The 19,680-nt window shown below is 66.8% G+C and carries 14 protein-coding genes; 6 read left to right on the forward strand and 8 right to left on the reverse strand.

The features are described from left to right. Positions 1-137 precede the first annotated feature (137 nt). From ptsP to XCC_RS12350, 5 genes are all read left to right on the forward strand, one after another. Positions 138-2,654 carry a phosphoenolpyruvate--protein phosphotransferase gene (gene ptsP / locus XCC_RS12330; RefSeq protein ID WP_011037513.1) on the forward strand — a complete coding sequence of 839 codons (2,517 nt, stop codon included), beginning with the start codon at positions 138-140 and terminating at the stop codon, positions 2,652-2,654. Beyond that, positions 2,651-3,607 carry a 1-phosphofructokinase gene (gene pfkB / locus XCC_RS12335; protein ID WP_011037514.1) on the forward strand — a complete coding sequence of 319 codons (957 nt, stop codon included), beginning with the start codon at positions 2,651-2,653 and terminating at the stop codon, positions 3,605-3,607. Before ptsP ends, pfkB begins: the two co-directional genes overlap by 4 nt. 153 nt (positions 3,608-3,760) lie before the next feature. Next, positions 3,761-5,503: a PTS fructose transporter subunit IIC gene (locus XCC_RS12340; RefSeq protein WP_011037515.1), complete on the forward strand. Its 1,743-nt coding sequence runs from the start codon at positions 3,761-3,763 to the stop codon at positions 5,501-5,503. A 185-nt stretch (positions 5,504-5,688) separates the two neighbouring features. Further along, positions 5,689-6,966, forward strand: coding sequence for a carbohydrate porin (locus tag XCC_RS12345; RefSeq protein WP_019237567.1), 1,278 nt, complete (start codon positions 5,689-5,691; stop codon positions 6,964-6,966). 456 nt (positions 6,967-7,422) lie between these two features. Beyond that, positions 7,423-8,583, forward strand: a complete 1,161-nt coding sequence (locus XCC_RS12350; RefSeq protein ID WP_029216987.1) for an alpha/beta hydrolase family protein — start codon at positions 7,423-7,425, stop codon at positions 8,581-8,583. Positions 8,584-8,782: 199 nt separating this feature from the next. Here the strand turns inward: XCC_RS12350 and secF are convergent, their stop codons facing one another. From secF to XCC_RS12380, 6 genes are all read right to left on the reverse strand, one after another. Next, a complete protein-coding gene (gene secF, locus XCC_RS12355) occupies positions 8,783-9,751 on the reverse strand; it encodes a protein translocase subunit SecF (protein ID WP_006448912.1) in 969 nt (322 codons plus the stop codon). Between the two features lie 91 nt (positions 9,752-9,842). Next, entirely contained in the window at positions 9,843-11,687 is a 1,845-nt protein-coding gene (gene secD, locus XCC_RS12360; protein ID WP_029628940.1) for a protein translocase subunit SecD, read from the reverse strand. A 331-nt stretch (positions 11,688-12,018) separates the two neighbouring features. Further along, positions 12,019-12,372: a preprotein translocase subunit YajC gene (gene yajC, locus XCC_RS12365; RefSeq protein WP_011037519.1), complete on the reverse strand. Its 354-nt coding sequence runs from the start codon at positions 12,370-12,372 to the stop codon at positions 12,019-12,021. Positions 12,373-12,504: 132 nt separating this feature from the next. Next, positions 12,505-13,650, reverse strand: coding sequence for a tRNA guanosine(34) transglycosylase Tgt (gene tgt / locus XCC_RS12370; protein WP_011037520.1), 1,146 nt, complete (start codon positions 13,648-13,650; stop codon positions 12,505-12,507). A gap of 85 nt (positions 13,651-13,735) precedes the next feature. Then, positions 13,736-14,806, reverse strand: a complete 1,071-nt coding sequence (gene queA / locus XCC_RS12375) for a tRNA preQ1(34) S-adenosylmethionine ribosyltransferase-isomerase QueA (RefSeq protein WP_011037521.1) — start codon at positions 14,804-14,806, stop codon at positions 13,736-13,738. Positions 14,807-15,110: 304 nt separating this feature from the next. After that, positions 15,111-15,542 carry an Lrp/AsnC family transcriptional regulator gene (locus tag XCC_RS12380; protein WP_012438075.1) on the reverse strand — a complete coding sequence of 144 codons (432 nt, stop codon included), beginning with the start codon at positions 15,540-15,542 and terminating at the stop codon, positions 15,111-15,113. Positions 15,543-15,662: 120 nt separating this feature from the next. On the opposite strand from XCC_RS12380, the gene XCC_RS12385 reads away from it, so the two are divergent. Beyond that, the gene (locus XCC_RS12385) at positions 15,663-17,159 is read left to right on the forward strand and encodes an aminotransferase class III-fold pyridoxal phosphate-dependent enzyme (protein WP_011037523.1); all 1,497 of its coding nucleotides are present in this window, start codon (positions 15,663-15,665) and stop codon (positions 17,157-17,159) included. A gap of 252 nt (positions 17,160-17,411) precedes the next feature. On the opposite strand, the gene XCC_RS12390 is transcribed toward XCC_RS12385, so the two are convergent. After that, a complete protein-coding gene (locus XCC_RS12390) occupies positions 17,412-18,119 on the reverse strand; it encodes a glycosyltransferase family 32 protein (RefSeq protein ID WP_011037524.1) in 708 nt (235 codons plus the stop codon). 175 nt (positions 18,120-18,294) lie between these two features. Next, positions 18,295-19,680 (reverse strand): purple acid phosphatase family protein, encoded by a 1,386-nt coding sequence (locus XCC_RS12395; RefSeq protein ID WP_011037525.1) that lies wholly within the window; start codon positions 19,678-19,680, stop codon positions 18,295-18,297.

A 19,680-nucleotide genomic window follows, 5' to 3' on the forward strand; every position in this document is an offset into this window, starting at 1 on the left:
GCACCTGGACCCAGGCGCCCTGCGATTCCGATGCTAACCCGAAAGCACTACAGGGTTTTTGTGCACCGCACATTGACCTGGACCGTGGGAACGTTCCCACTATACTTCCCAGCCGTTCCCCACCCCCGGAGCCCGCCTTGTCCTCTCCGTCGATTGCCCCCGTCACCCCCGACCTGGTGCGCCTGCGCGCCACTGCCCGCGACAAGGACGACGCCATTGCCCAGGCCGCCCAGCTGCTGGTGGCAGCCGGATGCGTGGCGCCGGGCTACGACGCCAGCATGCGGCGGCGCGAAGGCCTGGCGAATACTTTCCTGGGCCACGGCCTGGCGATTCCGCACGGCGTGGGCGAAGACCGGCACCTGGTGCGCCGCGACGGCATCGCGGTGCTGCAGCTGCCCGAGGGCGTGGAATGGAACCCCGGCCAGACCACCCGCCTGGTGGTGGGCATCGCCGCCCAGTCCGACACCCACATCACCCTGCTGCGCCGGCTGACCCGCCTGATCCAGGATCCGGCCCAGCTGGAAGCGCTGTTCACCACCGACGACCCGGCCGTGATCGTGGCCGCGCTGACCGGCGACCGCGCACCCGACACCAGCGCCGCCCCGGCCACCGACCTGGCCGAACGGTTCGAATGGACCATCGCCTACCCCAGCGGCCTGCACGCGCGCCCGGCCACTCGCTGGGCGGAGACCGCGCGCGGCTTTTCGGCCCGCGCCCAGGTCCGCGCCGGTGACCAGGCCGCCGATGCCAAGAGCCTGGTCGGCCTGCTGCAACTGGGCCTGCGCGCCGGCGACAGCATTACGGTCTCAGCGAAAGGCAGCGATGCCCCCGCCCTGCTCAAGCGCCTGCGCGCGGTGATGGACAGCCTGACCGCGCAGGAAAAGGCCGATGCCGAACGTGCCGCGCAACGCCGCGCCGCACCGGTCATCGGCTGGACCCCGCCGCAGGCGCAGCCGGCCATCGTCGGCATCGGCGCCAGCCCGGGCGTGGCAATCGGCATCGTGCACCGCCTGCGTGCCGCGCAGACCGAGGTGGCCGACCAGCCGATCGGCCTGGGCGACGGCGGCGTGCTGCTGCATGACGCCCTCACCCGCACCCGCCAGCAGCTGGCCGCCATCCAGGACGACACCCAGCGCCGCCTGGGCGCCTCGGACGCGGCGATCTTCAAGGCCCAGGCCGAGCTGCTCAACGACACCGACCTGATCACCCGCACCTGCCAGCTGATGGTCGAAGGCCACGGTGTGGCGTGGTCGTGGCACCAGGCGGTGGAACAGATCGCCTCCGGCCTCGCGGCGCTGGGCAACCCGGTGCTGGCCGGCCGCGCCGCTGACCTGCGCGACGTGGGCCGCCGTGTGCTGGCCCAACTCGACCCGGCAGCGGCCGGCGCCGGCCTCACCGACCTGCCCGAGCAGCCCTGCATCCTGCTCGCCGGCGACCTGTCGCCGTCGGACACCGCCAACCTCGACACCGATTGCGTGCTTGGCCTGGCCACCGCCCAGGGCGGGCCGACCTCGCACACCGCGATCCTGTCGCGCACGCTCGGCCTGCCGGCGCTGGTCGCGGCTGGCGGCCAGTTGCTGGATATCGAAGACGGCGTCACCGCCATCATCGACGGCAGCAGCGGGCGGCTCTACATCAACCCCTCCGAGCTGGACCTGGACGCGGCGCGTACGCATATCGCCGAGCAGCAGGCCATCCGCGAGCGCGAAGCCGCCCAGCGCGCCCTGCCCGCCGAAACCACCGACGGCCACCACATCGACATCGGCGCCAACGTCAACCTGCCTGAGCAGGTCGCCATGGCCTTGACCCAGGGCGCCGAAGGCGTGGGCCTGATGCGTACCGAATTCCTGTTCCTTGAGCGCGGCAGCACGCCCACCGAGGACGAGCAGTACCAGACATACCTGGCCATGGCACGGGCCCTGGACGGCCGCCCGCTGATCGTGCGTGCGCTGGACATCGGCGGCGACAAGCAGGTGGCGCACCTGGAGCTGCCGCACGAAGAAAACCCGTTCCTGGGCGTGCGTGGCGCGCGCCTGCTGCTGCGCCGCCCCGACCTGCTCGAGCCACAGCTGCGGGCGCTGTATCGCGCGGCCAAGGACGGCGCACGGCTGTCGATCATGTTCCCGATGATCACCTCGGTGCCGGAGCTGATCAGCCTGCGCGAGATCTGCGCACGCATCCGCGCCGAACTCGACGCACCGGAGCTGCCGATCGGCATCATGATCGAAGTGCCCGCCGCCGCCGCCCAGGCCGATGTGCTGGCGCGCCATGCGGATTTCTTCTCGATCGGCACCAACGACCTCACCCAATACGTGCTGGCAATCGACCGCCAGAACCCGGAACTGGCCGCCGAAGCCGACAGCCTGCATCCGGCGGTGCTGCGCATGATCCGCAGCACGATTGACGGCGCGCGCAAGCACGACCGCTGGGTCGGGGTGTGCGGCGGTCTGGCCGGCGACCCGTTCGGCGCCAGCCTGCTGGCCGGGCTGGGCGTGCAGGAATTGTCGATGACGCCCAACGACATTCCGGCGGTCAAGGCGCGGCTGCGTGGCAGGGCGCTGAGCGCCTTGCAGCAGCTGGCCGAGCAGGCGCTGCAGTGCGAAACCGCAGAGCAGGTGCGTGCGCTTGAAGCACAGCGCGAGGGCCAGGCATGAGCCTGCAGGCCATCACCGTCACGCTGAATCCGGCGATCGACCAGACCATCCAGCTCGATCGCCTGCAACCTGGCGCCGTGCACCGCGCCAGCAGCGTGCGCAACGATGCCGGCGGCAAGGGCATCAACGTGGCCGCCTGTCTGGCCGACTGGGGCAGCCAGGTCGCCGCGCTCGGCGTGCTTGGCGTCGGTAACGCAGGGGTGTTCGAAGCGCTGTTTCGCGAGCGCGGCATTACCGATCACTGCCACCGCGTGGCCGGCGACACCCGCACCAACCTCAAGCTGGTCGAAGCGCAGGTCAACGAGACCACCGACATCAATCTGCCCGGGCTGCAGCTGGGCCAGGCGCATCTGCAAGGCGTGGCCGACCATCTGGCCCCGCTGCTGCGCGCCGGCTTGCCGGTGGTGCTCTCCGGCAGCCTGCCGGCCGGCCTGCCCGAGGACAGCTGGGCGCAGCTGCAGGCGCAGGCCAGCGCGGCGGGCGCACGCGTCCTGCTCGACACCAGCGGTGCGCCGCTGGTGGCCGCACTCGCTGCCGCTCCCGTCGCAATGCCGTATGCAGTGAAGCCGAACCGCCACGAACTGGAAGCCTGGACCGGCCACCCGCTCGGCGACCACGCCGCACTCACCGCCGCCGCGCATGCGCTGATCGCCCGCGGCATCCAGTTGGTGGTGATTTCCATGGGCACCGAGGGCGCGCTGTTCGTGCAGCGCGACCAACAGCTCATTGCGCGCCCGCCACGGCTGGCGCAAGGCAGCAGCGTGGGCGCCGGCGATGCCATGGTGGCCGGCCTGGCGGCCGCGTTGCTGGACGACGCCACCGAGCTGGAACAGTGCGCGCGGCTGGCCACGGCGTTTTCGATGTGCCGGCTGGAAAGCGGCGATGCACGCCGGATTACGCCCGAAGGCGTGCGCGACGCTGCCGCCGCCGTCGTCATCGGGGCGGTGCCGTGAGCGCAGCCGTACACCGGCCGCAGCGCGCTGCGCTGTACGCGCCATCGCGGGCCGCACCGCCTTGCTGCGCTGCTATCTGGCAGCCGCGCGCCTAGCCCTTCGAATCCCCCCCGCCGGCTGCGCCGGCGACCGCAATACAGCAGGAGTTTTGCCATGTCCTCTTCCATCGTGGTCATCGCCGCCGGCGAACGCAGTACCGAAGCCGTTCTGGCGGCCGAAGCGCTGCGCCGCGCGGCCACCGCCGCCGGGCGCAGCGTGACGATCGAAATCCGCAGCGACCAGGGCGTGCTCGGCGCACTGCCGACCGAGCTGACCAACGGCGCCGCGCACGTCCTGATCGTCGGCGATGCCGATGCCGACACCGCGCGCTTCGGCGACGCGCAACTGCTGCATCTGAGCCTGGGCGCGGTACTGGACGACCCGGCCGCCGCCGTCAGCCAGCTCGCTGCCACCACCGCACCAGCCAGTACATCGGCAACGACCGACGCATCCGGCGCAGGCGGCAAGCGCATCGTTGCGATCACCTCCTGCCCCACCGGCATCGCGCACACTTTCATGGCCGCCGAAGGCCTGCAGCAGGCCGCAAAGAAGCTCGGCTACCAGATGCGCGTGGAAACGCAGGGGTCGGTGGGCGCGCAGGACGCATTGACCGACGAGGAAATCCGCGCGGCCGACGTGGTCATCATCGCTGCCGACCGCGAAGTGGACCTGGCCCGTTTCGGTGGCAAGCGACTGTTCAAGAGCGGCACCAAGCCGGCGATCAACGATGGCCCGGCGCTCATCCAGAAAGCCCTGGCCGAGGCCGGCGTGCACGGTGGCGCAGCTCCGGTTGCGGGCGCCAACGCCACATCGGACGCCAAGGGCAATGCGCGCACCGGCGCCTACAAGCACCTGATGACCGGTGTGTCGTTCATGCTGCCCTTCGTCACCGCTGGCGGCCTGTTGATCGCGCTGGCCTTCGCGCTCGGCGGCATCTATGCCGGCGACGACGCGCACCAGGGCACGCTGGCCTGGTCGCTGTTCCAGATCGGCGCCAAGGCCGGCTTCACCTTGATGGTGCCCGCGCTGGCCGGTTACATCGCCTATTCCATCGCCGACCGCCCCGGCATCGCGCCGGGCATGATCGGCGGGCTGGTCGCGGCCAATCTCAATGCCGGTTTCCTCGGCGGCATCATTGCCGGCTTCATCGCCGGCTACGGCGTGGCCGCGCTCAACCGCTACATCAAGCTGCCGCGCAACCTGGAAGGGCTCAAGCCGGTGCTGATCCTGCCGGTGCTGGGCACACTGCTGGTCGGCCTGGCGATGATGTATGTGTTCGGCCAACCGGTGGCCGACCTGCTGGCCTGGCTCACCGCCTGGCTGCGCGGCATGCAGGGCAGCAGCGCGCTGCTGCTGGGCCTGTTGCTCGGCGGCATGATGGCCTTCGACATGGGCGGGCCGGTCAACAAGGCCGCCTACGCGTTCTCCACCGGCCTGATCGCCAGCCAGGTCTATACCCCGATGGCTGCGGCCATGGTGGCCGGCATGACCCCGCCGCTGGGCATCGCGCTGGCCACCTGGGTGTTCCGCAACCGCTTCACCGTCGAAGAACGCGGCTCGGCCACCGCTGCCGGCGTGCTCGGGCTGGCCTTCGTCACCGAAGGCGCCATCCCGTATGCCGCCCGCGACCCGTTGCGCACCATCCCGGCGCTGGTGATCGGCTCGGCCGTGGCCGGCGCGATCTCGATGACCGCCGGTGCCGAACTGAAGGCGCCGCATGGCGGCATCTTCGTGCTGCTGATCCCCAATGCCGTGACCCACCTGCTCAATTACGTGCTGGCCCTGGTGGTCGGCGTGGTGGTCACCGCGGTGGCGCTGCGCCTGCTCAAGAAGCCGGTGGCCGACGTGATCGCCTGACGTTCGGCTGCCCCGCCCCGACCGATTCCACACCGCGCATCCGGCGCATCTGATCGCTGATCTGCGTCACCCCTGACTGGTTTCACCGCTGCGCTGCGCACCTTCGTGCGCGGCCAGCGGCTTGCCCACCCCTTAGCTGTCGCGTTCGCCTTCTCGGCCACGCCCTCTTTGTTCGGAGTCCTGCCATGACCGCCCTCGCCCCCCGCCATGCCCGTCCCCGCCTTCTGTGCCTCTCGCTGGCACTGGCGCTGGCCCCGCTCGCCCACGCGCAGGATGCCGCCGATGCCTTCAAGCTCAAGCTGGGTTACACCGGCGAAGCGGCCTCGATGATCGACGGCGGGCGCAAGAACGGCGACGCCTACGCCGGCCAGTTGATGGTCGGCACCGACGTCGATCTGAACAGCCTGTTCGGCTGGCACGGCGCCACCGTCAAGGCCTACGTCACCAACCGTCACGGCACCAACCTGTCCAACAGCAGCATCGGCAACAGCACCTCGGTGCAGGAAATCTACGGCGGCCAGGGCACCCGCCTGGCCAACCTCACCCTGGTGCAGAAACTGTTCGACGACCGCCTGGAACTGGAAGCCGGCCGCAGCGTGGCCAACATCCACTTCCTCGGCTCGGACCTGTGCCAGTACTTCCAGGGCAACTCGGCCTGCGGCAACCCCACCTTCGTGTTCCGCACCAGCAACTTCACCTACTGGCCGGTCTCCAGCTGGGCCGCGCACGCCACCGCCTGGGTCACGCCCAAGGTTTACGTGCATGTAGGCGCGTACGAAGTGAACCCGGTGCAGGCCCAGGACGGCCAGCACGGCCTGAAGTGGAGCACCGACGACACCACCGGCGTGGTGGTGCCCTACGCCATCGGCTACAAGAACAAGGGCGGCGACGGCAGCATGGCCGCGATGTACGAACTCGGCGGCTGGCAGGACAACTCCGACTACACCGACCCGCTGCGCGACCGCAACGGCAACCCGGCTGTGCTCAGCGGCCTGGGCTATGAAAACAAGCAGGGCCGCTCGGGCATGTTCGCCCGCTTCGAACAACAGGTCACCAACCCGGATCCGTCCGGCGCCCGTGGCCTGACCGTGTTCGGCGCCATCCTCAAGAGCACCGGCGGCCAGGCGATCGAGGACCACTTCGTGCAACTGGGCCTGGTGCAGAAGGGCACCTTCGCCAGCCGCCCGCAAGACAACATTGCGTTTGTGATCACCCAGCAGAAGTACAGCGACGAGGCAATCGAAAACCTGCGCCTGGCCCGCGCCTCGGCCGGCGGCACCGGCACCCCGGCCGACAACCAGATCATGATGGAGCTCAGCTACGGCATCCAGGTCACCAAGCGCCTGCGCATCGCGCCGAACCTGCATTACGTGATCAACCCGGACCAGTTCAACGAGCCGACCCGCAGCAACGACCTGAAGAACGCATTGATCGCGGGCATGCGGATCGACTGGAATCTGTGAGTTTGTTGGCGGGTGTGTCCGCGTTGCGTAACCCCGTAGGGGCGAGCTTGCGCGATCAAGCGTTGCCGGTGATGTGCGGTCGCGCGCAAGCGTGCTCCTGCAACGCTGACGCTAGCGAGAAGCGTCAGCGACATAAACGAACCGTATCAGAGCACAGCGCGCCAACCTGACGGAGACTGACGCGCAGATCGCGATCTGCATGCATTTTCGCATGTCCATTACCGCTGCGATCCGGGCAAACGCTCCTGGCTCGCCTACACGCGAGACGATGGCGCCTCCGCCGAACGCTCCACCACGACAGATCCCAAAAATCTTCACCATCATCCACAGCAGCGACTTCATGGATAACACCGGAATGTCAGGTGCACTTCAGAGGAAATTCGCAACATGAAACTGCGCGCTTCTAGCTCCAACCCAAACCGTCTGGCGCTACTGCCCCTCCTGGCACTGCCCTGTATGGCAACCGCAGCAACGCAGCGCGGTGACGTGATCAGCAGTCGCGTACTGACCACCTTCACCAGCACTCAGATCGCCAAGCAACTGGGCACACAGAGCGATGCGCCGCCGCCGCGCTGCAACGTCAGCGTGGCGGAAATCGTCTACGCCACCGTCGGCGTCCATAACGAACCCACCACCGCCTCCGCTGCCGTCCTGATCCCCTCCGGCATCAACTGTACGACGTCGTATCCATTGCTGGGATGGGGACAGGGCGCGCAGTTGCAGAGGGCCAGCTCACAGGCACAAGGGTTCCGCGCATCGCGCGGCAACCACGAGGTGATCAGCCAATTTGCGGCACAAGGCTATGCGGTCGTGGCCACCGACTATCTGGGTATTGGCAAGTCGACCTATCCCTTCGCGCCCCATCTTCAAGCTGCCCCTGAAGCCAGCGCCATCGTGGACGCGCTACGCGCCGCGCGTGTCCTGCTTGCACAGCAGCATGCGCCGCTTTCGGGCAAGGTCATGCTCTCCGGTTTTTCCAGTGGTGCCCACGCCGTGATGGCTGCCCAACGCGAGATCGAGCTGCACCTGTCCAGCGAATTCAACCTGGTCGCAAGTGGTCCTATCTCCGGGCCCTATTCCCTCTCCAAGACCGTGCTGAAAAACTGGGGCGGCCCCAAGGCCGAGGGACTCAACACGCTCACGCTCGTACTCAACACCTTTACCTTGATCGGCATGCAGCACACCTACTCCAATCTCTACACGACACCCATGCAGGTGTTTCAGCAGCCATTGGCGAACAAGGTCGAGAGTCTGTTCCCCGGGAAATTCGATGCGATCACGCTTGGGCTCGAACAACTGACCGACGTCAAGGACGTGTTTCAGCCGGAGTTCGCGCGCGATGTCGTCAGCAACGCCAAAAACGCATTCATCAAAGACCTCATGCGCAACGATCTGGTCAATTGGACCCCGCGCACGCCCACCTTGCTGTGCGGGGTGCAGGACGACAATGTGGTGCCATTCAGCGTTGCGCAAGAGGCGCTGGCCGACTTCAAGCGCAATGGCAGCAATCAGGTGAAACTCGTTCCCGTGACATCTGGCGCATTTTTTCCACACGGTGCCAGCAAGGCGCCCTGCATGGCTGCAGTGCGCACCCAGCTGTTGGACAAGCAGCGTTGAACATACCGCGCGTGCAACCTGCGGTTGGAGGAAGGAACGCGCGTCCACGCACGAGCGATGATCCAGTACCGGGCACGCGCAAGCGCGGTCCTTCGGGTCGGAAATCGAGGACACGCCCTGGAACGCCAGCGATTGAAGCGACGACACGAAAAAACCGCGCACTGCGCGGTTTTTTCGTGGTTGCACAGCAGTCAGCAAATTAAGGACGACGCGCCAGCGCCTCCACGTCCTTGGCCTTGGGCAGCAGATCCTGCTTGGTCACAGCGAACGGCCCGATGCTCAGCATCGGCACGGCGACGATGATCGAGGAGATCACCACGATCACCGCGCCGATCATGTGCGTCTCGGCCAGGCCTTCCATCGACTCGCCGCCGTAGATGTACAACGCCAATGCAGACAGGAAGAACATCACCGCGGTGATCACCGTGCGGGACAACGTCTGGTTGATCGAGCGGTTCAGCACTTCCAGCGGTTCCACGCGCAGCGCGCGGAAGTTTTCGCGCACGCGGTCGAACACCACGATGATGTCGTTGATCGCAAAACCCATCACCGACAACAAGCCCGCCAGCACGGTCAGATCGAACTCGCGGCCGGTCAGCGACACGAAGGCCACCGTCACCAGCAAATCGAACAACGCGGTCAGGCTGGCGACCACAGCGAACTTCCACTCGAAGCGGAACGCGATGTAGATCAGAAAGCCCACCAGCATGAACACCGTGGCGTACACGCCGTTCAAGGCCAGATCCTTGCCGACCTGCGGGCCGACGAATTCGCCCGGCTGCACGGTGGCAGGATTTTGCTCGGTGCTGACGGCCTTGCGCACTTCTTCAGCGACGGTGGTGGCGGCATCGTCGCGGTTGTTGTGCTGCTCGCGCGCCTGCAGGCGAATCATCACCTCGTTGCCGCCACGCGCGTTCTGCACCTGCGCGTTTTCGAAGCCGGCCTTGGCCAGCTGCTCGCGCACCTGGTCCACGTCCACCGTCTTCTGAAACGAGGTCTGCACCAGCGTGCCGCCGGTGAATTCCAGTGCGTAGTTGAAGCCCTTGCCGACGATGATGCCGATCGAGGCGATCGCCAGCACCAGCATCAAGATCAGCACCGGCTTGCGCAGGCGCATGAAATCGATCTTGGTGTCGTTCGGGATCAGATGAAGCGGAAAAATTTTCATTGAAAGATCTTCCTAAAAAGTCCGCACATGGATGTGCGGGCTCTTGCGAGGGACTCGCATTTTACCTGCGGGCTCTTGCGAGGGACTCGCATTAAATAGCGACAGACTTCAGCTTCTTGCGGCTGCCATAGATCAGCACCGCCAGCGCGCGCGACACGGTGATCGCGGTGAACATCGAGGCGAAAATACCGATGATCATGGTCAGCGCGAAGCCCTTCAGCGGGCCGGTACCGAACGCGTACAGCGCCACGCCGACGATCAACCCGGTCAGGTTAGCGTCGAGGATGGTGCCACCGGCCTTCTCGTAACCGGCCACGATCGCCGACTTGGGCGGCACGCCGAGACGTAATTCTTCGCGGATACGCTCGTTGATCAGCACGTTGGCGTCCACCGACAGACCCACCGACAACGCCAGACCGGCAAAGCCCGGCAGCGTCATGGTGGCGCCGAATAGCGACATCACCGCGATCACGATCAGCAGGTTGAACAGCAGCGCCACCGAGGTGATCGCGCCGAACATGCGGTAGTAGACGGTGAAGAACACCAGGGTGAACACGAACGAGAACACCACCGCAGTGACGCCGCGCTCCACGTTCTCCGCACCCAGGCTCGGGCCAATCACGTATTCCTCGACGAAATCCATCGGCGCGGCCAGCGAGCCGGACTTCAACAACTTGGCCAGGTTCTCGGCTTCGGTCTTTTCCAGACCGGTGGTCTGGAAATTCTTGCCGAACACGCCGGCGATGCGGGTCGGCGACAGAGCCTCTTCCTTGACCCGCACGCTGCGCACTTCCTTGCCGTCAACCATGGTCACGGTGGGAATGCGCTCGATGTAGACCACCGACATGAGCTTGCCGACATTGGCGCTGGTGTAGTCGAGCATGCGCTGGCCGGCGACGTTGTTGAGCGTCACCGCCACCGCCGGCATGCCGTTCTGGTCGTTGCTGACGCTGGCACTGACCATCTGATCACCAGTCACCAGCGCGCGCTTGTTGAGCAACACCGGTGCATTGCTGTCGCGCAGACGGTAGACCTTGGCTTCCGGCGGAATGGTGCCGCTGCGCACGGCATCTTCGGCATTGCCTTCGACCACCGCACGGAATTCCAGCGAGGCCGTGGCACCGATCAGGCGCTTGGCCTCGGCGGTGTCCTGCAGGCCCGGCAATTCGACCACGATGCGGTCTTCGCCCTGGCGCTGGATGGTCGGCTCGGACACGCCCAGCGCGTTGACACGATTGCGCAAGGTGGTGAGGTTCTGCTCGATCGCACCGCTGGCGATCTGCTTGAGTTCGGCCTCCGGCACCTTCACCGAGATGGTCTGGCCGCTGACGTCGTAGGTCAGCGTTGGCTGCGACTTGGCCAGCGCGGTCCGCGCGGCATCGGCGCTGGCGCCCTCGCCCAACGAGACCTGGATGCTGTTGTCGCCACGACGCTCCACCGAGCGATACGCAATGCGGCCATCGCGCAGCGTGGTGCGGATGTCCTCGGCAAAGCCCTCCAGGCGCTTTTCCAGCGCGGCTTTCTGATCGACCTGCATGGCGAAGTGCACGCCGCCGACCAGGTCCAGACCCAGCACCATCGGCCGGCCGCCCAGCTTGGCGAGCCAGTCCGGCACCGTGGATGCCAGGTTCAGCGCCACCGTGTAGTTCTCGCCCAGCTGCTGGCGCAACACGTCGTTGGCACGGGTCTGCGCCTGCAGGGTGGGCAGGCGCACCATCAGGCTGTCGCCTTCCCGGGTCACCGCCTTGGGCGTGATGCCGGCGCTCTTGAGGTCGGCGTCGATCCGGCTGCGCAACGCGTCGTCCAGCTGCGCACCGCGGCTGGCGGTGATCTGCACGGACGGGTCTTTCTGGTAGACGTTGGGCAGCGCATACAACGCGCTGACCGCCAGCACCACCAGGATCAGGAAATACTTCCAGCGAGGAAATTCGAGCATTGCGACAGTCCCGCGCGGCACCATCCCGGCGCCGCGCCTAGCAGTGAGAACGACTTCAGGCGGCCGATACAGCGTCGCGAGCGGTCATCCGGTGGATACGGGCAGTGCATGGAGCAAAAGCGCCCAGGGGCGTGGTCCGACTTCGTGCACCGACTGCGCCCACCAGAGGGTGCGCGCAGCTGTGGTGTTGCAGGTGTTCACTTGCAGCGACGTCTTGGGCGGACCCAAGCACGCATTGGCAGCGCAACGACAGCGGAGTGTACGAGCGGCCCCTGCCGTTTTCGAGCACCTGCCGGCAGCGCCGGACGGTGCCCGCTGCCGATGACGCGACTTAGCTGGCGGACTTCAGCGTGCCCTTGGGCAGCACGTGGCCAACGGCGCTGCGCTGCACGCGGATGCGCACGTTGTCGGCCACTTCCACGGTGATGAAGTTCTCGCCGATATCGGTGATCACGCCAGCCACGCCGCCGGAGGTGATGACTTCATCGCCACGCGACAGCTTGTCCAGCAACGCCTTGTGTTCCTTCTGGCGCTTCATCTGCGGGCGGATCATCAGGAAGTACATGACCGCGATCAGGATGATCGGCAACGCGAAGGTGGACAGGCTTCCCATCGGGCCGGGGGCCGGCGCGCCGCCAGTGGCCTGCGCCTGGGCGACGGGGATCAGGAAATCGAGCAGATTCATTCTATGCATCCTAGGTTTGGTGCCAGCGCGCCCAGCGGCCCGCTCGCCATTCAGGTACCGCCGGAGCGGAACAGCCGGGAATTATGCCATGCGGGTCCCACGCCGTCCGCGCCAGGGCACGGACGGCAGGTCTCAGCTGGATTCCCCGGGCAGCGGCGGCGTGGTGGCGCCGCGTGCCGCATAGAAGGACCGCCGGAACTCCACAAAGGTTCCCGCCGCGATCGCCGCGCGCATGTCGGCCATCAGTTTTTCGTAGTACCAGAGGTTGTGCAGGGTGCCCAGCATCGGCGCCAGCATCTCGTTGCAGCGGTCCAGATGCCGCAGGTACGCGCGCGTGTAGCCGCTGCTGCAGGCGTGGCAGCCGCAGCCTGGCTCGATGGTGTCCAGGTCGCGTTCGTACTTGGCGTTGCGGATGCGCACCGTGCCAAACGAGGTGAAATAGTGGCCGTTGCGGGCGTTACGGGTGGGCATCACGCAGTCGAACATGTCCACCCCGCGCGCCACGCCTTCGACCAGATCCTCCGGCCGGCCCACGCCCATCAGGTAGCGCGGCCGCTCGGCCGGCAGGCGCGGGTGCAGGTGTTCGAGCATGGCATTGCGCTCGTGCTCCGGCTCGCCCACCGCCAGGCCGCCGATGGCATAGCCGTCGAAGCCAATGGCCTGCAGCCCGTCCAGCGAGCGGCTGCGCAGGTCCGGGTGCACCCCGCCCTGCACGATGCCGAACAGCGCCGCGTCGTTGCCCAGCCCGTCATGCGCCTGACGCGAGCGCTGCGCCCAGCGCAAGCTCAGCTCCATCGAACGCCGCGCGACGTCTTCGGTGGCCGGGTACGGCGTGCATTCGTCGAAGATCATCACGATGTCCGAATCGAGCACCTTCTGGATCTGCATGCTCTCTTCCGGCCCCAGGAACACCCGCGCGCCGTCGTTTGGCGAGGAGAACGTGACGCCTTGTTCGGTGATCTTGCGGCGATGCGCCAGCGAAAACACCTGAAAGCCGCCGGAGTCGGTGAGGATCGGCCCGTCCCAGCGCGCAAACCCGTGCAGGCCACCATGGTCACCGATCACGTCCAGGCCAGGGCGCAGGTACAGATGGAAGGTGTTGCCCAGGATGATCTCCGCGCCCAGCGCGCGGATCTGCTCGGGCAGGATGCCCTTGACCGACCCATAGGTGCCCACCGGCATGAACGCCGGCGTCTCCACCGTGCCACGCGGAAAGGTCAGGCGGCCACGGCGCGCATGGCCGTCGGTGGTCTGGAGCTGGAACTGGAGTCGGGACATTGGAAGGCCGGGAATGGGGAATGGGGAATCGGGAGTCGGGAATCGGAGAAGCGGGTGGCGATGGCGGAACGTGTGGCGGCAAGCCCTACGATTCCCCATTCCCGATTCCCCACTCCCTGCTCCACAACAACATCGCATCGCCATAGGAGAAGAAGCGATAGCGCTGCGCGATGGCGTGTGCGTAGGCGGCGAAGATGCGGTCGCAGCCGGCGAAGGCCGAGACCATCATCAGCAGCGTGCTTTCGGGCAGGTGGAAATTGGTGACCATCGCATCGACGCTGCGGATGCGGTAGCCGGGCAGGATGAAGATCTGGGTTTCGCCGGCGAACGACTGCAATTCGCCGTGCGGGGCGTCGTCGGTCTTGCGCCAGGCGCTTTCCAGCGAGCGCACCACGGTGGTGCCCACCGCGATCACGCGGCCACCGCGCGCACGGGTGCGGCGCACCTGCTCGACCAGCGCGGCGCCCACATTGAGCCACTCGGTGTGCATCACATGCTTGTCCAGCGCATCCACGCGCACCGGCTGGAAGGTGCCGGCGCCCACGTGCAAGGTCACATGGCCGAACTCCACCCCGCGCTCGCGCAGGCGCGCCAGCAGGGCTTCATCGAAATGCAGGCCGGCGGTCGGCGCAGCGACCGCGCCCACTTCGCGCGCGAACACGGTCTGGTAGCGCTCGCGATCGTCCAGCCCCGGCTCGCGGCGGATGTACGGCGGCAGCGGCAGGCGCCCGGCGTCGAGCAACCAATGCTCCAGCGGCGCGGGGATGTCGAAACGCAGCAGGTAGAACTCGCCGTCGCGGCCCAGCACTTCGGCCTGGCCACCGGCGTCCAGCGCGATCACGCTGCCGGCCTTGGGCGACTTGCTGGCGCCGATCTGCGCCCGCGCCTGCTGCCCGCCGAGCAGCCGCTCGATCAGGATCTCCACCCGCCCGCCGCTGGCCTTCTGCCCGAACAACCGCGCCGGGATCACCCGGGTGTCGTTGAAGATCAGCAGGTCGCCCGGCTGCAGCAGCTCAGGCAGATCGCGCACCTGTCGATCACTGAAGGCGGCCGGCGTCGGCGGCACCACCAGCAAACGGCTGGCCGCCCGCTCGGCCAACGGCGCCTGGGCGATCAGTTCTTCGGGCAGGTCGTAATGGAAATCGGACTTCTTCAAGGCGTGGCGGTACAGCGGTTTGGGGGCGCTAGTTTAGCGGGACATGCTGAGGCAGGTTTGGCAGCCTTTTCCTCCAGGGAAACAAGACCTGCGGAGATCGCGGAGGTAGCAGATCCTTCTCCCATCGGGAGAAGGTGGCGCGCAGCGCCGGATGAGGGTACGGGCGAAGCATAATGCGCTCAAATATTGCAGAGGCTTCGCCCCGTACCCTCACCCCAACCCCTCTCCCGGGGGAGAGGGGCTTGCTAGCTCGCGAATCATGGCTCTTACGATTCCCGATTCCCCACTCCCGATTCCCTGCCCCTCACCGCTCGAACTTGGTCGACAGAATGATCGAGGATGTAGTGCGCTCCACGCCGTCGATGGCGCCGATGGCGTCGGTGAGCACGTCCATGGCGTCTACGCCGCCGACCACGCCCAGGGCGATCAGGTCGTAGGGGCCGCTGACCGAATGCAGCGCGCGGACGTCGGCGATCTCGCGCAGGGCCTTGACCACCGCGGGCATTTTCTTCGGCAGCACGGTGATCAGGATGTGCGCGCGGATGCGGCCGTGTTCGTAGGCGTCGTGGGTGCGCACGGTGTAGCCGCTGATCACGCCTTCGCGCTCGAGTTTCTCCAGCCGGCTTTGCACCGTGGTGCGCGAGAGCCCGAGCCGGCGCGCGATCTGCGCGGTGGAGGCGCGCGCGTCCTCGCGCAGCAGGGACAACAACTGCTCGTCGGCGGGCGTGATCTTCATTTCGGCCATTCATTTCGTCGAATCGACGAAAATACCTCAATTCCTGCCCGGATCGGCGCTGCCAAACGACGATCCACTGCCGTTAATGTGACGGGAACGCCACCGCTTCAGGAGATGCGCATGTCTGTCCTTGCCCCGCTCGCCCCGCTGCGTGCCCACGCCGGCCGCCGCCTGACCGCCGGCCTGGACGATGCCACCATCGAACGCCTGGCCACCGACCACCCCACCCTGCGCCAGGCCATCGAGGCCGCCGGCAGCGAATACGCGCTGGTGCAGGCCGAGGTCGCCGACCTACTGGACCTGGACGAAGACGCACAGATCAGCGCGGTGCAGGACGGCTTCATCAATTTCTACGCCGACGATGCGGTAACTCCGTACGTGGCGCTGGCCGCGCGCGGCCCGTGGGTGATCACGCTCAAGGGCGCGGTGCTGTACGACGCCGGCGGCTACGGCATGCTCGGTTTCGGCCATACGCCCGAGGCGGTGCTCGACGCCATGGCGCGCCCGCAGGTGATGGCCAACGTGATGACGCCCAGCCTGGCGCAGCGCAAGCTCGACCGCGCCCTGCGTGCGGAGATCGGCCACACCCGCGGCGGCTGCCCGTTCGCGCGCTTCATGTGCCTCAACTCCGGCTCCGAAGCGGTGGGCCTGGCCGCGCGCATCGTCGACACCAACGCCAAGCTGCACACCGATCCGGGTGCGCGCCACGCCGGCGCCACCATCAAGCGCCTGGTGGTCAAGGGCAGCTTCCACGGCCGCACCGATCGCCCGGGGCTGTATTCCGATTCCAGCCGCAAGACCTACAGCAAGTACCTGGCCAGCTACCGCGACGAAGACTCGGTGATTGCGATTGCGCCGTATGACATCGCCGCCCTGCAGCGTGCCTTCGATGAGGCTGCGCGCAACCACTGGTTCATCGAGGCGGTGTTCCTGGAGCCGGTGATGGGCGAAGGCGACCCGGGCCGTGCGCTGCCGGCGGAGTTCTACGCTGCCGCGCGCACGCTGACCCGCAACCACGGCAGCCTGCTGCTGGTGGATTCGATCCAGGCCGGCCTGCGTGCGCACGGCGTGCTGTCGGTGGTGGATTACCCCGGTTTCGAACAGCTCGATCCGCCGGATCTGGAAACCTATTCCAAGGCGCTCAATGCCGCGCAATATCCGCTCTCGGTGCTCGCGGTGACCGAGCAGGCCGCGCAGGTGTACCGCAAGGGCACCTACGGCAACACCATGACTACCAACCCGCGCGCGCTGGATGTGGCTTGCGCCACCCTGGCGCTGTTCACCCCGCAGATCCGCGACAACATCCGCCTGCGCGGTGCACAGGCGCTGCGCAAGCTGGAAGCGCTGCAGGCCGAGCTCGGCGGCCTGATCACCAAGGTGCAGGGCACCGGCTTGCTGTTCTCCTGCGAACTGGCACCGCAGTACAAGTGCTACGGTGCCGGCTCTACCGAGGAGTGGCTGCGCCACCACGGCGTCAACGTGATCCACGGCGGCGAGAATTCGCTGCGCTTCACCCCGCACTTCGGCATGGACGAAGCCGAACTCGACCTGCTGGTGGGCCTGATCGCCAAAGCGCTCAAGGAAGGCCCGCGTCAGGCGCAGGCCGAGGCGGCTTGAGGGCTGGTGAATAGGTTGAGTGCTGGCGAGGTGACTTGCCGCCAGCACGGTGCAACTGGTGCTGGCGGCGTCTGACACGCGCCGGGCAGTGGATCTGGCACCGCCTGATGGCGATGCGTCGTGGGGCGTTCGTCGGCCGTCTCGCTCGTCATCTGCGCCGCGACAGCCACACGACAACACGGTTGCGGCGACCCATGAGGTCGCCGCAACTGCATTCGCACACGTAAAACGCCAGTAAGCCGCTTGGACTTCTCAGATGGGCACGGCACTCAACTTCCGGCGCAGGTAGTTGGTGACGGCGCGACGCGGCGACTTGCCGCGCCACGACGCCCAGCACAGATGCGAACCGACTGCCGTGGCGCCGCCGCGGTGGCCAAGCCCGAACCAGGTGCGGTCGGGATGGAACGCATCGCGCACCGGGAACACGATGCCCGCGAACTGGGCACCATTGGCGTTATAGAACCGCGTCATTCCACGTGGGCCGGACATCATCGGGATCTGCCGATGGTCCTCCACCAACTCCGGCGCGTGCGCGCTGAAGATGTGCTCGATGAACGCCCGCCAGAATGGATGGCCCGCTTCCGAGCCAAACACCGCGTTGCCGATCTTGAACGCCGCATTGTCTGGCGCGCCCTCTTCCACGGGCAGCACGCAGGCCTGGGTCAAGACATCCGGGCCGAGCGTGCGCAGCAATTTATAGTCGGTATCGAAGTAGAAACCGCCGTAGACGTGCATGTAGGCACAGCGTGCGATGTCGGCCTTCATGACGCCGAAGCGGATGGCTTCAAAGCGATCGGCCAGTTCCGGAAATGCGCTGCGCATCAGCGCGGAATTGTCGGCGTCGTCCCAGACATTGCAGGTCCAGCCAGGAAGAAGACGTTGCAGCCGGGCCTGGACGCGGCGCTCTTCCCACATCAGGTGCTTGGTGGGTGCGGTCAGATGGAACACATGCGGAATCATGTGGGCTCTCACGAGTGGGGGGCGCTGCCCTCACATCAGCCCGGATCACCTCGGGCCACAGAGTCAGCCCGAGTGATTTTAATCACATCCATAGTGTGACGAAGTTATCTTTTATAAAGATCGCAACGCCGCTTCGCGTTGGTGCTGAATCGGTCAGGCCGCAGTTACTTACGGGTCATTCCCAACACCGATCCGCCCGCCCCTTGAGCGTGGCACTGCGCGGGCAATCGCGTGGCGCAATCCGGCCCGCCTCGTGCTCGATCAACTGCTTGGACCCATCTGCGCGGCGTTGCAGCTCGAACGCATCGTAGAGGCGTCCGGTCGCCGTGCGCGACTCGTAGACGAGCTTCTGTTGATCGATGCGCAGCACCTGATACAGCTGGGTGTCTTCGCCCACCGGGCGCATGGTCTTGCGCGCCATGTCCGAGAGCCGGTACTGCTTGGGGCCGGCTACCGACACCACGAACACCGGCGTTGGCTGGCCGCCGTCATCGCCGCGACGGCCGTAGGTATGGTCGTGGCCCTGCAGCACCAGATCGACCTTATGGCGGCGGATCACCGGCAACACTTGCTCGACCAGCTTTTGGTTCTCGCGGTCGGCACGCGGCGAAAAGAACGGCTGATGGATCAGCACGATCGACCACGGATGCGGGTTGTCGGCGAGCACGCCATCCAGCCACTGCGCCTGTGCCTGCCCGGTGCCCAGATCCAGCGCCGAGGTGCCGTCGAGCACTGCGATGCGCACGCCCTGGTAATCGAACCAGTAACTGGTGCGCGCGGTGGCGGCCGGGCCGTTGCGCGGCAGCGCGAAGGTCACCGGCCAATGGCCGCCCAGGGTGCGGGTGGCCTGCGGGGTGTCTTCGGCGTCTTCGTGATATTCGTGATTGCCCGGTGCTGGCGCCACCGCGGTGCCTTCCAGCAACCAGCGGCCGGCTTCGAACCATTCGGCCCACTCGTTATCGTCCTGGCCGTCCTTGCCGCTGACCAGATCGCCGGCGAACAGCGCCAGCCGCGCCTCCGGTGCCGAGCGCCAGGCCTGACGAATCAACCGCGACACCAGGCTGAGATTCTTGTTCTGCGTATCGCCGAAATACAACAGTGTCAGCGGGGTGCCGGGCGTGGCTGCGGTACGGAAGTGATTCCACGCGCCCCAGGTGCCGTGGCCCTGCACGCGATAGGCGTAGAGCGTGTCCGGCGTGAGTCCGTCGATGTCGGCGCGGTGATGATGCGAGGCGCCGTTTTCCGAGCTCAAGGTCGCGGTCGTGGCCTGGATGCGCCGCGGCGTGCCCACATCCGGCGAATCGCCGGCTACCACCAGTTCCAGCCAGGGCGCAGTGACGCTGGCATCGGTGCGCCAGGCCACTGCGAAGCCTCGCGCGGCATCCTGCGCCGGGGTGGCGACGATCCGGTCCGGGAAGCCATCGGCCACATAGTGCGTGGAGCCCAGCGGCACCTGCGTGTTCGGCTCGGCCGCCTTGTCGGCAGCCACGGCGGGCACGCAGGCGAGCGCCAGCAACGCCAGCACGGCGCGTAACGAATGCTGCTTCAACGACTGCTGCAT

This window comes from Xanthomonas campestris pv. campestris str. ATCC 33913 (assembly GCF_000007145.1).
Lineage (GTDB): Bacteria > Pseudomonadota > Gammaproteobacteria > Xanthomonadales > Xanthomonadaceae > Xanthomonas > Xanthomonas campestris.